Origin of the sequence: Micromonospora sp. NPDC048898 (assembly GCF_043198035.1) — a bacterium.
In the GTDB taxonomy this organism is placed as follows: Bacteria; Actinomycetota; Actinomycetes; order Mycobacteriales; family Micromonosporaceae; genus Micromonospora.
Map to the genome: position 1 here is coordinate 471022 of NZ_JBICUF010000004.1, position 12846 is coordinate 483867.

At 71.4% G+C, this 12846-nt stretch carries 11 protein-coding genes; 5 read left to right on the top strand and 6 right to left on the bottom strand.

Annotated elements, in window-relative coordinates:
• Nucleotides 1-85 precede the first annotated feature (85 nt).
• The gene (locus ACGFIQ_RS15275) at nucleotides 86-2092 is read left to right on the top strand and encodes an N-acetylmuramoyl-L-alanine amidase (RefSeq protein WP_393243885.1); all 2007 of its coding nucleotides are present in this window, start codon (nucleotides 86-88) and stop codon (nucleotides 2090-2092) included.
• A 58-nt stretch (nucleotides 2093-2150) separates the two neighbouring features.
• Here the strand turns inward: ACGFIQ_RS15275 and ACGFIQ_RS15280 are convergent, their stop codons facing one another.
• From ACGFIQ_RS15280 to ACGFIQ_RS15300, 5 genes are all read right to left on the bottom strand, one after another.
• Entirely contained in the window at nucleotides 2151-3164 is a 1014-nt protein-coding gene (locus ACGFIQ_RS15280; RefSeq protein WP_393243887.1) for an NlpC/P60 family protein, read from the bottom strand.
• A gap of 167 nt (nucleotides 3165-3331) precedes the next feature.
• The gene (locus tag ACGFIQ_RS15285) at nucleotides 3332-4333 is read right to left on the bottom strand and encodes a hemolysin family protein (protein WP_357066354.1); all 1002 of its coding nucleotides are present in this window, start codon (nucleotides 4331-4333) and stop codon (nucleotides 3332-3334) included.
• Nucleotides 4326-5648, bottom strand: a complete 1323-nt coding sequence (locus tag ACGFIQ_RS15290) for a hemolysin family protein (protein ID WP_393243889.1) — start codon at nucleotides 5646-5648, stop codon at nucleotides 4326-4328. The genes ACGFIQ_RS15285 and ACGFIQ_RS15290 overlap by 8 nt, the downstream gene beginning before the upstream one ends.
• 110 nt (nucleotides 5649-5758) lie before the next feature.
• Complete coding sequence (locus tag ACGFIQ_RS15295; RefSeq protein WP_393244043.1) at nucleotides 5759-7957, bottom strand: (Fe-S)-binding protein; 2199 nt, start codon at nucleotides 7955-7957, stop codon at nucleotides 5759-5761.
• A gap of 208 nt (nucleotides 7958-8165) precedes the next feature.
• Complete coding sequence (locus ACGFIQ_RS15300) at nucleotides 8166-8429, bottom strand: cell division protein CrgA (protein ID WP_393243891.1); 264 nt, start codon at nucleotides 8427-8429, stop codon at nucleotides 8166-8168.
• Between the two features lie 220 nt (nucleotides 8430-8649).
• Between ACGFIQ_RS15300 and ACGFIQ_RS15305 the strand changes: the two genes are divergently transcribed.
• From ACGFIQ_RS15305 to ACGFIQ_RS15320, 4 genes are read left to right on the top strand one after another with little or no spacing between them, the layout of a single operon-like run.
• Entirely contained in the window at nucleotides 8650-9450 is an 801-nt protein-coding gene (locus tag ACGFIQ_RS15305) for a DUF881 domain-containing protein (RefSeq protein WP_357555082.1), read from the top strand.
• Entirely contained in the window at nucleotides 9447-11177 is a 1731-nt protein-coding gene (locus ACGFIQ_RS15310) for a class E sortase (RefSeq protein ID WP_393243893.1), read from the top strand. Before ACGFIQ_RS15305 ends, ACGFIQ_RS15310 begins: the two co-directional genes overlap by 4 nt.
• Before the next feature lie 4 nt (nucleotides 11178-11181).
• Nucleotides 11182-11460: a hypothetical protein gene (locus ACGFIQ_RS15315; RefSeq protein ID WP_357066338.1), complete on the top strand. Its 279-nt coding sequence runs from the start codon at nucleotides 11182-11184 to the stop codon at nucleotides 11458-11460.
• Nucleotides 11461-11462: 2 nt separating this feature from the next.
• A complete protein-coding gene (locus ACGFIQ_RS15320) occupies nucleotides 11463-12113 on the top strand; it encodes an aminodeoxychorismate/anthranilate synthase component II (protein ID WP_393243895.1) in 651 nt (216 codons plus the stop codon).
• A 27-nt stretch (nucleotides 12114-12140) separates the two neighbouring features.
• Here ACGFIQ_RS15320 and ACGFIQ_RS15325 read toward each other — a convergent pair whose 3' ends face one another.
• A complete protein-coding gene (locus ACGFIQ_RS15325) occupies nucleotides 12141-12836 on the bottom strand; it encodes a vancomycin high temperature exclusion protein (protein ID WP_393243897.1) in 696 nt (231 codons plus the stop codon).
• Nucleotides 12837-12846 lie beyond the last annotated feature (10 nt).

Sequence of the window (12846 nt, forward strand, 5' to 3'; positions counted from 1 at the left end):
GGTCGACACATAGAAAGGTATTGACGCGGGCTCCCGGACGGCGCGAAGGTGACCTGACCTGCACCCGTGGAATCTAGGGGGTTCGATGCACCATCCAACCCTGTCCCCCGGCCGGCGCGCACTGCTCGCCGCCGCCGTGGTCGCCGCCGCGACCGCGGTACCGCTACCCGCCAACGCCACCGCCGTACCCACCGGCGACCGTCAGCAGCAGTACGCCGCCGCGGCGGCCGAGTTCGGCGTACCGACCGACGTGCTGCTCGGCGTCTCCTACCTGGAGTCCCGCTGGGACAGCAACGCCGGCACACCCAGCACCAGCGGCGGTTACGGCCCGATGCACCTGACCGACGCCCGACACGTGGCCGCCCTGCCCGTAGCCGGCCACCACGACACCGACACCGACACCGGCACCGGCACCGGCACCGGCACCGAGGATCCGCGCGGCGACGACTCCCGTACCGCGCTGGCACCCGCGCCTCGTCCGGCGGACCCGGCACCATCGGCAGCCGCGTTGCAGACCGTGGACGCCGCCGCCGCGCTGACCGGCGCGGCCCCCGACTCGCTGCGGACCGACGTCGGCGTCAACATCCGGGGCGGCGCGGCGCTGTTGGCCTCGTACCAGCGGGAGTTGGGCGCGCCGGTCGGTGCCGGCACCGACCCGGCCACCTGGTACGGCGCGGTGGCCCGCTACGCCGGCGCGGACACCGCCGACGCCGCGGCGGCCTTCGCCGACGAGGTCTTCACCACCATCGGCACCGGCGAGTCGCGGACGACCGACGACGGAGCCCGGATCACGCTGCCGGCCCGGACGATCCGCCCGGAGCGTTCCTGGCTGGACCGGCTGGGTCTACGCCGGCTCGCCCGCCCGGACGGGCTGGAGTGCCCCCGCACCATCTCCTGCGAGTGGATCCCGGCGCCCTACGAGGCGTTCGGCGACGGGGACTACGGCAACCACGACCTGTCCGACCGGCCCGCCCGGCAGAAGGTCGAGTACATCGTCATCCACGACACCGAGGGGAGTTGGGCGACGACCCTGCGACTCGTCCAGGACCCGACCTACCTGAGCTGGCACTACACGCTGCGCTCGGTGGACGGGCACGTCGCCCAGCACGTGCAGACCAAGGATGTCGCCTGGCACGCCGGCAACTGGTACGTCAACGCCAAGGCGGTCGGGCTGGAGCACGAGGGCTTCGCGGCGCAGGGCACCTGGTACACCGAGGCCATGTACCGGGCCTCGGCGAAGCTGGTCCGGCACCTCGCGCTGCGGCTCGGCGTCCCACTGGACCGCCAGCACATCATCGGTCACGACAACGTGCCCGGCACCGTCGCCGCGAACGTCCGGGGGATGCACTGGGACACCGGCCCGTACTGGGACTGGACGCACTACTTCACGCTGCTGCACGCGCCCCGGCTGGACACCGGCACCCCGGCCACCGGTCTGGTCCGGATCGACCCGGACTTCGCCACCAACCAGCCGGCGTTCGTCGGCTGCGTCACCGCCGGTGTGCCGTGCGCGCCACGCGGCTCCTCGGCGGTGGTGCTGCGCTCCGCGCCGGCCGCGGACGCGCCGCTCGTCAACGACATCGCACTCCGCCCCGACGGCACCCCCAACACGATGGAGGTGTCGGACCACGGTGCCCGTGCCTCCGCCGGTCAGACGTACGCGCTTGCCGGCCGGCAGGGCGACTGGACGGCGATCTGGTACCTCGGACAGCGGGCGTGGTTCCACAACCCGGCGTCCGCGCCCACCGCCAGCTGGACCGTCGGCGTGGTGGCCACCCCGAAGCCCGGTCGGGCCACCGTCCCGGTCTACGGACGCGCCTACCCGGAGCAGGCCGCCTACCCGGCAGGGGTGCCCTACCAGGCGATCTCGCCGCTGCAGTACACCCTGCCCGCCGGGCAGCGGTACGCCGTCGGCGAAGTGCTGCCGGGCGAGTACTACCGGGCCAGCACGTTCGACGGCTCCTCGCCCGGCGACTGGACGGTGATCCGCGGCAAGAACCGGTACGCGCAGATCCAGTTCGGCCACCGCATCATGTACGTCGACCTGGCCGACGTGCAGCTCCTGCCGTCTTCGGTGGGTGCGCCCCGTTGAAGAACCACGACGGCCCCCGGTCGCGGTGACCGGGGGCCGTCGTGTCGCGCGAGGTGGATCAGCCAGGTCTGCGGAACCCGGCGACGGGCATGGTGTTGATGCTGGACACCGACACCGGTTTACCGGCTCGTGGCGCGTGCACCATCTGGTTGTTACCCAGATACAGCCCGACATGACTCAGGCCGGAGTAGAAGAAGACCAGGTCACCGGCACGAGCCTCGGATCGCGAGACGGCCTTGCCCTCGTTCCACTGGTCTCCGGTGTGGTGGGTGAGGTAGATCCCGGCCGACTTGTAGGCGTACTGGGTCAGCCCCGAGCAGTCGAACGAGTTCGGGCCGACGGCGCCCCAGACGTACGGATCGCCGACCTGCTGGCAGGCGGTCTTGATCGCCTTCTGGGCGGCCACGGAAACCACACCGTTGATGGTCGGGCAGCCGACGGTCTTGACCGTGGTCTTCGGCATCGACGCCTCGAGCTGCTTGATCTCGGCGTCGATCTGCTTCTTCTTGGCCGCCAACTCGTTCTGCTGCTTGGTCTGGGTCGCGATCAGCGCGTCCAGCTTCTGCTTCTCGCCGTCGTACTTGGCCCGCACGGCGAGGACGCCCTCGACCTGCTTGCGCTCCTGCGCGGCAAGCCGATCGAGGATGGTGAGCTGCTCGGTGAGCGTGTCCGGCTTGGCGCTGACCAGCAGCGTGCCGATGTCGTGCGACGGGCCCGAGATGTAGTAGCGGGAGGCGAGGTCGCCGACCCGGTTGAGCGCCAGCTCGCTCTGCAACGCCAGCGGCTCGATCTTCTTCTGCAGGTCGACCGACTTCTGCCGGTTGACCTTCAGGTCCGCCCTGACCTTGTTGTACCGCTCGATGGTGGGCTCCAACTCCTCCCACTTCTTGTCGATCTGCGCTTCGATCTCGTCGACCGTCGGCGCGGCGTGCACCGGCGCGGCGAGCAGACCCGCGCCGACCACCGCGGCGGCCACCAGGACGAGCAGGCGGCGAGTGGCACGGCGCAGAACACCCGGCCGAGCAGACGCAAACAGGTCGTGACGATGAGGGGGCATGGTTGCCACCGGCACCGACTCCTTTGCAACCGACCGCCGGGCGCCTCGCGTGAGGGAAGGGCCGAGGCAGACGACCCACAGCGGTCGGTGCCCCACATTAGGGAAGCGCGGGGCGGTAATCAAGGCGAGCGGGACAACCGTCACTGTCGGGCAACCACATGCACACCAAGGGTACTGACGAATCATCCAACTATTGCCGTCAATACATCATCGAGTGTGACCACACCGAGAGGGCGCCGGCCGTCGCTGACCAGCACCATGTGCCGCCGTTCGCGGCGCATGGCCAGCAGCAGGTCCGCCAGCGTACGCTCCGGCGGCACCACCGCCAGCGGCCGATAGACCTGGGCCGGCACCGGCGACCGGCGGCCCTGTCCCGCGTACCCGAGCACGTCCTTGACGTGCACGAAGCCGAGCACCCGACGGGTCGAGCGCTGCACCACCGGGAACCGGGACCGGCCGGTCCGGGTCGCCAACACCTCCAGCGACGCCGGCGAGACGTCCTCGGCCACCGTCACCACCGTCGACCACGGCTGCAGGGCGTCCGCCGCCGTGCGGCTGTGCAGGGCCAGCGCGCCGGTGATCCGGGCGTGCTGCTCCGCGTCGAGCAACCCCTCGGTCCGTGCCTGCGAGACGAGCCCGGCCAACTCCTCGGCGGTGAACACCGTCTTCACCGCCTCGGACGCCTCGATCCGCCAGATCGCGAGCACCCGGCGGGCCGCCCACTTCATCGCGAGCAGCAGCGGCTTGGTGGCCACGCAGAACGCCAGCATCGCCGGGCCGAGCCAGAGTGCGGACACCTCCGGACCGGCCAGCGTGATGTTCTTCGGCACCATCTCACCGACGACCGTGTGCAGGAAGACCACCACGCCCAGGGCCAGCACGAAGGCCACCGGGTGCACCGCCCGCTCGGGCAGGCCGGCCTCGTGGAACGGCGGCTCCAGCAGGTGCGCCAACGCCGGCTCGGCGATCGCCCCCAGGCCCAGTGAGCAGACCGTGATGCCGAGCTGCGCGCCGGCGATCATCAGCGGGATCTGGTTCATCGCCGACAGCGCCCACCGGGCACGCTTCGACCCGGCGGCCAGCGGCTCGATCACCGTCCGGCGGGACGCGATGAGCGCGAACTCGCTGCCCACGAAGAACCCGTTGCCGAGCAGCAGCAGCACGGTCACCAGCAGCTCAGTCATCGTCGTCCGGCTCCGCCGGGCGCAACACCCGGACCTGCTCGATCCGGTGCCGTTCCACCTCCACCACGGTGAACTCCCAGCCGCCCGCCTCGACCGTCTCGCCGGCCAGCGGGATGTGCCCGAGCTGGGCCATCAGGAACCCGGCCAACGTCTCGTAGGGCCCCTCGGGCAGCCGGAAGCCGGTCTGCTCGGCCAACTCGTCGGAGCGGAGCACCCCGTCGACGAGCACGGTGCGCTCACCGCCGGGCACTCTCAACTCGACCGGGTCGGCGTCGTCCACACTCGCCGGGTCGAACTCGTCGGCGATCTCCCCGACCAACTCCTCGACGAGATCCTCGATCGTCACCACGCCGTCCGTGCCGCCGTACTCGTCGACCACGATGGCCAGGTCGGCCCCGGCCGCCTTCAGGGCCGCCAGCACGCCGTCCAGGTTGAGGCTCTCCGGCACGTAGACGGGCTCACGGGCCACCGACCCGACACTTGTCGAGGCCCGGTCGGCCAGGGGCACACCGAGCGCGTCGGGCACCCCGGCCACTCCGGTCACCAGGTCCAGGGTCTCCTCGTACACGGGGAAGCGGGTCCGCCCGGTCTGCCGGGACTGTTCGAGCAACTCGGCCACGGTGGCCGTGGCGCGCAGCGCGACCACGTCCACCCGGGGGGTCATCGCCTCGGCGGCCCGCTTGTCGCCGAACCGGATGGTGCGACGCAGCAGCATCGCGGTGTCCGTCGGCAGCGCGCCGGCCCGGGCCGAGATGGCCGCCAGCAGGCCCAACTCCTCCGGTGAGCGGGCACTGGCCAACTCCTCCTGCGGTTCGACACCCAGCGCCCGGACCAGCCGGTTCGCCGAGCCGTTCAAGCCCCGGATCAGCCAGCCGAACGTCCGGGAGAAGGTGTGCATCGGACCGGCCGTGGCCAGCGCCGCCGGCATGGGCCGGGCCAGCGCCGCGTTCTTCGGCACCAGCTCACCGAAGAGCATGGAGAGCAGCGTGGCCAGGGCCAACGCCAGGAACGGGGTGTAGCGCCCGGTGCTCTCCCCGGCCAGCGGGCGCAGCAGCGGGGTGAACAGCCGGGCCAGGGCCGGCTCGGCCAGGTAGCCGGTGAGCAGCGCGGTGATGGTGATGCCGAGCTGTGCGCCGGAGAGCTGGAAGGAGAGTTCGCGCAACGCGGTGCGTACCGTCAGGGCGGCCTGGTCGCCCGCGGCGGCCCGCCTGTCGATCTCCGCGCGGTCGACCGTGACCAGGGCGAACTCGGCCGCGACGAAGAACGCGTTGCCCGCGGTCAGCGCAACGAAGCCGACCAGGGGCAACAGCGTCATCAAGAGCAGGCCGTCGATGTCGCCTCACCTCGGCGAGATTCTTGCACGGCGACGGCGGCCCGCATGGGGCCGCCGTCGCCGCCGATGAACAGATCCCAGGTGTACGCGCCTCAGCCGCCGACCGGCGTCGTCTCCTTGCCGCCCTGCGGCTGCTGCGGCTTGACCGAACGGAGCAGCACGCTCGCCACGTCGATCACCTCGACCTGCTCGCCGGCGCCCTTGCCGTTGACCCCGTCGTTGAGCATCGTCGAGCAGAACGGGCAGCCGACGGCGACAGTCCTGGCCCCGGTGGCCATGGCCTCCTCGACCCGGTCCACGTTGATCCGCTTGCCGATCTTCTCTTCCATCCACATCCGGGCGCCGCCGGCACCACAGCAGAAGGAGCGTTCGCTGTTGCGCGGCATCTCGACCAGCTCACCGGCGATGGCGTCGCCGAGGACCTCACGGGGTGCCGCGAAGACCCGGTTGTGTCGGCCCAGGTAGCAGGGGTCGTGGTAGGTGACGCCGCCGTCGACCGGCTGCACCGGCGTGAGCTTGCCGGTGGCGACCAGGTGGGCCAGCAGTTGGGTGTGGTGGACCACCTCGAACTCGCCGCCGAGTTGGCCGTACTCGTTGCCCAGGGTGTTGAAGCAGTGCGGGCAGGTCGCGACGATCTTGCGTTTGGCCCTGTCCCGGCCCTCGAACGCCTCGTTCAGCGTCTCCACGTTCTGCTGGGCGAGCATCTGGAAGACGAACTCGTTGCCGATCCGCCGGGCCGGGTCGCCCGAGCAGGTCTCGCCCTCGCCCAGGATCGCGAACGACACGCCGGCCTCGTTGAGCAGCGTGGCCACCGCGCGGGTGGTCTTCTTGGCCCGGTCCTCGAAGGCACCCGCACAGCCGACCCAGAACAGGTACTCGAAGTCGTCCACCTCGCCGACCCGGGGCACCTCGAAGTCCAGGCCCTTGGTCCAGTCCTCGCGGGTGTTCTGCGGCGCACCCCACGGGTTGCCCTTGTTCTCCAGGTTGCGCAGCATCACGCCGGCCTCGGAGGGGAAGCTCGACTCGATCAGCACCTGGTAGCGGCGCATGTCGACGATGTGGTCCACGTGCTCGATGTCGACCGGGCACTGCTCGACGCAGGCGCCGCAGGTGGTGCAGGACCAGAGCACGTCCGGGTCGATGACGCCGCCCTCCTCGGCGGTGCCGATCAGCGGCTTGTCGGCCTCGGCGAGGGCCAGCACGTCCAGGTGGGCGAGCTGCGCCTGGGTGGCCTTCTCCTCGCCGGTCAGATCCTTGCCGCCGCCGGCCAGCAGGTAGGGCGCCTTGGCGTACGCGTGGTCACGCAGGCTCAGCACGAGCAGCTTGGGCGACAGCGGCTTGCCGGTGTTCCAGGCCGGGCACTGCGACTGGCAGCGACCGCACTCGGTGCAGGTGCTGAAGTCCAGCAGGCCCTTCCAGGTGAACTGCTCGACGTGGGCGACGCCGAACTGGTCCTTCTCCGGGTCCGCCTCCTCGAAGTCGAGCGGCTTGCCCTGGCTGGTCATCGGGCGCAACGCGCCGAGGCCGGAGCCGGCCGGCCGGGCCGGCTCACGCTTGAAGAAGATGTTGGGGAACGCCAGGAAGCGGTGCCAGGCGACACCCATGGTGACGTTCAGGGAGATGACGATCAGCCAGGTCATCGAGATGATGATCTTGATGGCAGCGGCGACGCTGACCCCGTCCGCCCAGGCCGGCAGCACCGCGCCGACCGCGTGGCTGACCGGGGTGGCCCAGACCGGGAACTCGAAGTGGTCGGTGGCGACCTTGAAGCCCCGGATCACGAACCCGAAGATCAGCACCAGCAGCACGATCCACTCGACGAAGTAGCCCTGCCACATGGTCGAGCCGGTGAACCGGGACCGCCCACCCGGCCGGGTCGGCCGGTTGCGGAGCCGGATCGCCATCAGCACCAGGATGCCGACCAGGCCCAGCACCCCGATGATCTCGGTGACCAGGCCGAAGATCGTCCAGTGCCCGATGATCGGCAGGCCACCGTCGGTGGTGACCACCTCGAAGTACGCCTCGAGCACCAGCAGCGACAGCACGACGAAGCCGACCATCACGAACCAGTGCGCGGCACCCACCACGCCCCACTTGAGCATCCGGGTGTGGCCGGCCGTCTCGACAAGCATGGTCCGGGCGCGGGTGACCTTGTCGGTGAACCGTTCCGGTGCCGGCTGCCCGAGCCGGATGACTGCCACCATCTTCAGGACCGCACGCACCGCAAGCCACACCGCCACGGCGGTGATGGCGGCCGCGAGGACCGTGGTGACGATCTGGACGCTGCCCATCGAGTTGGCCTCCCCGGTCTGCTGCCTGATGACCTCGCTCCGCTCGGTCATGCAGTGCAGCCTACGCGAAGGTTACCCAGCGGTAACGTGAGTCATCTCGCAGTAGGCCACGCTGCCTGCGGACACCATAGGGGGCCCCACCCGATCCTGCCGGGCAGGGGCACGCTGGGCTGACGTGGGACCGCCGACGCGACGGCCCCGAGCCGGCTCAGCGCCAGCGGGAGAGCAGCCCCAGCGAGGCGACCATCGCGCCGAAACCGACCGCGAGGTTCCAGTAACCCCACGCGGCGACCGGGTACTCCTGCTCGGACAGGTAATAGAGCACCAGCCAGCCGATGCCCACGACGATCAGGCCGACCGCGGTGGCCGGCAACCACACCGGGCTAGGCTTGCGCGTCGACGCCGCCGTCGTCGGACGGACGTCCGTCGGCGGGGTGTACACCTTCTTCTTGCGGACCTGAGACTTGGGCACGACGCTCTCCAGAGGGGTGACGACCTCGTCCGGCCTGACAACCGGGCGCGGGGGCGACGGTCCATGGCCAATAATGTTCGACAGCTAGCGTAGTCCCGATTGCCCGTCCGGACCATGAATGGGGTCAGGCCGGTGCACGGAGTGACCGAAAAAGGCGGACCTGTTCGCATCACCGGCCAGCCGGGGCGGACCGATCCCCGACACGCGGAAGGAACGCTCGGTGGAGTACACGTCCGGCGCAACCTCCTGGCAGAAGGTCCTCCGACGGGCCGCGGCCGGGCTGCTGCCCCGGCGCCCGCGTCAACGGCGTCCGGGCTGGTCGATCGGGGTGCCCCTGATCGCCGCCGCGGCAGGCCTGCTCTTCACCACCACCGCGACCACCGCCGGCGGCACCGCGCTGCGGGAGGACCGGCGACCCCAACTCAACCAGTTCATCGAGGACCGGCGCGAGCAGGTGGCGGCGAGCGAACGCCGGGCCGCCACGCTGCGCGGCGAGGTCGAGCAACGGACCAACACCCTGGCCGGCTCGGACGCCCCGATCAAGGAGCAGCAGAATCGCGCCCAGGGCAGCCTGCAGGCCGCCGGGTTCACCGCCCTCGGCGGGCCCGGGGTCACGGTCGAGCTGAACGACGCACCGCAGCTCGACCAGACCAAGTCGGACGCCAGCAACGACGACCTGGTGGTGCACCAGGCGGACGTGCAGGCGGTGGTCAACGCGCTCTGGGCCGGCGGGGCGGAGGCCATGTCAATCATGAACGTCCGCGTGCTCGCGACCAGCGCGGTACGCTGCGTCGGTAACACTCTGCTGCTGCACGGCCGGGTGTACTCCCCACCGTTCAAGATCGTAGCGATCGGCGACCCCGCTGCCCTCCAGCAGGCCCTCGCCAGCTCCCAGGGAGTCCAGTGGTTCAAGGACGCGGTCGACGACTACCAACTCGGCTACAAGGAGACGGTCTCCACGGTGCGGGTCCCCGCATTCGAGGACTCGACCTCCCTGCGCTCGGCTACGGTGCCTAAATGAGCGGGCCGGACGAGCATCGCGACGGGCGACACCGGGACCAGACCGACGATCCGACCGCCTTCCTGCCCAAGGTCGACCGGCCCGAGCCGGCGCCTGGCCGACCGGCCCCGACCGGCAACTGGCCCGAGCCGGTGTTGCCCGCCCGTCCCGGTGCGGCGCGCCCGTCGACCCCGCCTGAGCCTCCCCGCCCGGCCGCCCCGACCCCCGGCACCGGCCGACCGAGTGTCGACGCACCCCCGCCGTGGCCGGGCACCGTGACCCGGCAGCCCGGGGACGACGTTCCGCCCGCTCCCGGCCACCCGGCCGCGACCAACCCGGGCCCGACGCGACCCGCTGTCCCGAGCGACGCCCCGACCCGACCCTCCGCGCCCACCGGCCCGTCCAGCGCGGCGGCACCCGGGGCCGCACCCACCCGACCGGCAGCACCCGCCCAACCGGCTACACCCGCCCGACCGGCAGCACCCGCCCAACCGGCTACACCCGCCCGACCGGCAGCACCCGCCCGACCGCCGGCCACCGCTGGCACGCCGGGTGCCACGCCGGCCCTCCCGGGCGCGCCGGGTGCCACGCCGGCCCTCCCGGGCATGCCCGGTGGGACGCCGACCCGGTCGACGACCTCCGGCACGCCGAGTCAACCTGCCCCGTCCGGCGCCCCGACGCCACCGGTTGCCGACGCGCCGACCGCGTTCATCCCCCAGATCGCCGCCCGGCCGACCCGACCGACCGGCTCCCCGGCCGGCCAGGAGGCCTTCTCCACGGCCGGGCCGGGCCAGGTCCCGCCCACCGGGCCGGACCGCGTCGCCGATCCCGCCGCCACCGCGTTGATTCCCGTCGTGCCCGCCACACCCACCACCCGGCCGCCAACCATGGACTCGACCACGCTGATGGGTGCCGTCCCGCGTACGTCAGGCCCGCAGGAGCCGACCGGCGGCGACAACCCCGCCGAGCCGCCCCGACCCCGGCGCGGCGAGCGGGTGGTCCAACTCCGGCCGCACCAGACCGACGAGGGCTACAAGAGCGTCTACTCCGAGCTCACCCGCCCGTCGCTCGGCTCACGAATCCGCACCGGTGTCCGCGTCACCGGCGAAATCCTGATCACCTTCGGGTTGGTGGTGCTGCTCTTCGCCGGCTACGAGGTGTGGGGCAAGTCGGCGATCGTCGACGCACACCAGAACGACCTCACCACCGAGCTGGAGCAGCAGTGGGGTGGCCCGGCCGACGACCCGACGGTCGTCCCGTCGGCCGGCCCGAGCGTCAAACCGTCGCCGCCGGTACGCGGCAAGCCGCTCGCCGGCCTCTACATTCCGAAGATCGACAAGAATCTGGTGGTGGTCGAGGGCGTCACCCAGGAGGACATCCGCTACGCCCCGGGCCACTACCCGACCAGCGCGATGCCCGGCCAGGTGGGCAACTTCTCCGTCGCCGGGCACCGCAACCGGGCCACCTTCTGGCGGCTGGACGAGCTGGTCGAGGGCGACGCCGTCGTGGTCGAGAGCAAGACCGACTGGTACGTCTACCGGGTGTCGCAGTCGCGGATCGTCCGACCCACCCAGGTCGAGGTGGTGGCGCCGGTGCCCGGCGAGCCGAACAAGAAGCCGACCAAGCGGATGCTCACCCTGACCACCTGCAACCCGAAATGGGACAACTACCAGCGGCTGATCATCCACGCCGAGCTGGACCGCACCCAACCCAAGTCGGCGGGCCGCCCCGCTGAGCTGGGAGACTGACCCGATGTACGCGTTCATCTGGCGCAAGCTGCCGTTCGGGGTGGCCGGAAAGCTGGTCGGCTCCGTGCTGCTGGTGGCCGCCACGGTGGCCCTACTCTGGTATGTCGCCTTCCCGTGGGCCGAGCCCCTGCTGCCCTTCGACGACGTGCAGGTCGAGTCGGGTGTTCCCGCCGAATCGGGCGACGGCGGCCCGGTGACCGGCGACACCCCGGCCGGCGACGAGCACGACCTGCCGTACGACACCAACCAGAACAACCCCGCGCCGCCCTCCCCGAGCAGGTGACCATGCGCATCCTGGTGATTGACAACTACGACTCGTTCGTCTTCAACCTCGTGCAATATCTCGGCCAGCTCGGCGTGGACTGCGAGGTCCGCCGCAACGACGAGATCGACGTCGAGGCGGTGGGCAGGGTGGGCGCGGCCGGCATCCTGCTCTCCCCGGGGCCGGGCAGCCCCGACCGCGCCGGCATCTGCCTGGATGTCATCCGACGGTACGCGGGCGAGTTGCCGATCTTCGGTGTCTGCCTCGGCCACCAGGCGATCGGCGAGGCGTTCGGTGCGACAGTGACGCGCGCACCCGAGCTGCTGCACGGCAAGACCTCCGAGGTACGCCACGACTCGGTCGGCGTACTCGCCGGTCTGCCCGACCCGTTCACCGCCACCCGCTACCACTCACTCGCCGTGCTGCCCGACACGCTCCCCGAGGAGCTGGAGGTCACCGGCTGGACCGGCTCCGGTGTGGTGATGGCGATGCGGCACCGGACGCTTCCCATCGAGGGCGTCCAGTTCCACCCGGAGTCGGTGCTCACCGAGGGCGGCCACCTGATGCTGGCCAACTGGCTGGCCGGTTGCGGTCACCGGGAGGCGTTGGAGCGCGCCCCCGCGCTGGCCGCCGAGGTCGACGCCCGCCGCCGGGCGGCCTTCGCCACCACCTGAGGCGGCTCGACCGGCGCGCCGACCGGGTCAGCCGCGCAGCGCGTCCTGAACCGTCGGATCCGCGGTTGAGCGGACCGCCGGGGCACGATCCCGGACCGCGTCCCACGCCGCCTTGCCGCTGGCGAAGTAGTCCCGGATCGACTTCTCGGCGAGCAGCACCGGACCGCAGCCGTCGCACCGTGCGGTGACCCCGTCGACGTCCAGGCCGAGATGCCGGCACAGCGTCACCGCCCGGGACAGGTGGTAGGACTGGGTCACGACCAGGGCCCGCTGGACGCCGTACACGTCACGCGCCCGGGCACAGCTGTCGTAGGTGTCCAGGCCGAACGGGTCGGCCACCACGCGCCGCGCGTCGACGCCGAGTTCGGTGAGGTACGACGTCATCACCGCGGGCTCGTCACCCGACGCGCCGCCCCCGTCGCCGGACACGAGCACGACCTTGGCCCGCCCGCTGGTCACCAACTCGGCGGCGGTCTCCAGCCGGCCGGCGAGCCGGTCGCCCGGCCGCTGCCGATCAGTCGCCACGGCGGTACCGAGGACGATCACCACCTCGGCGGCCGGGGCGTCGGCCTCGGCGTACCGGTGGCCGCGGGCGGCAACCGTCGTCCACAGCCACGGAAGACTGGCGAGCAGCAGCACGGCGGTCGCCAGGACGACCACGCGTCGGAGGCGTCGAGGACGTCGGCGTACCGCGCCGACACCTGACGCGTCGGCGTCACTCATACCGATGCCC

What these genes read in the sequence shown, in the direction of transcription:
- ACGFIQ_RS15275 (WP_393243885.1), top strand. Translation starts at nt 86, where the DNA reads ATGCACCATCCAACCCTGTCCCCCGGCCGGCGCGCACTGCTCGCCGCC.
- ACGFIQ_RS15295 (WP_393244043.1), bottom strand. Translation starts at nt 7,957, where the DNA reads ATGGGCAGCGTCCAGATCGTCACCACGGTCCTCGCGGCCGCCATCACC.
- ACGFIQ_RS15320 (WP_393243895.1), top strand. Translation starts at nt 11,463, where the DNA reads ATGCGCATCCTGGTGATTGACAACTACGACTCGTTCGTCTTCAACCTC.
- ACGFIQ_RS15285 (WP_357066354.1), bottom strand. Translation starts at nt 4,333, where the DNA reads ATGACTGAGCTGCTGGTGACCGTGCTGCTGCTGCTCGGCAACGGGTTC.
- ACGFIQ_RS15325 (WP_393243897.1), bottom strand. Translation starts at nt 12,836, where the DNA reads ATGAGTGACGCCGACGCGTCAGGTGTCGGCGCGGTACGCCGACGTCCT.
- ACGFIQ_RS15290 (WP_393243889.1), bottom strand. Translation starts at nt 5,648, where the DNA reads ATGACGCTGTTGCCCCTGGTCGGCTTCGTTGCGCTGACCGCGGGCAAC.
- ACGFIQ_RS15310 (WP_393243893.1), top strand. Translation starts at nt 9,447, where the DNA reads ATGAGCGGGCCGGACGAGCATCGCGACGGGCGACACCGGGACCAGACC.
- ACGFIQ_RS15315 (WP_357066338.1), top strand. Translation starts at nt 11,182, where the DNA reads ATGTACGCGTTCATCTGGCGCAAGCTGCCGTTCGGGGTGGCCGGAAAG.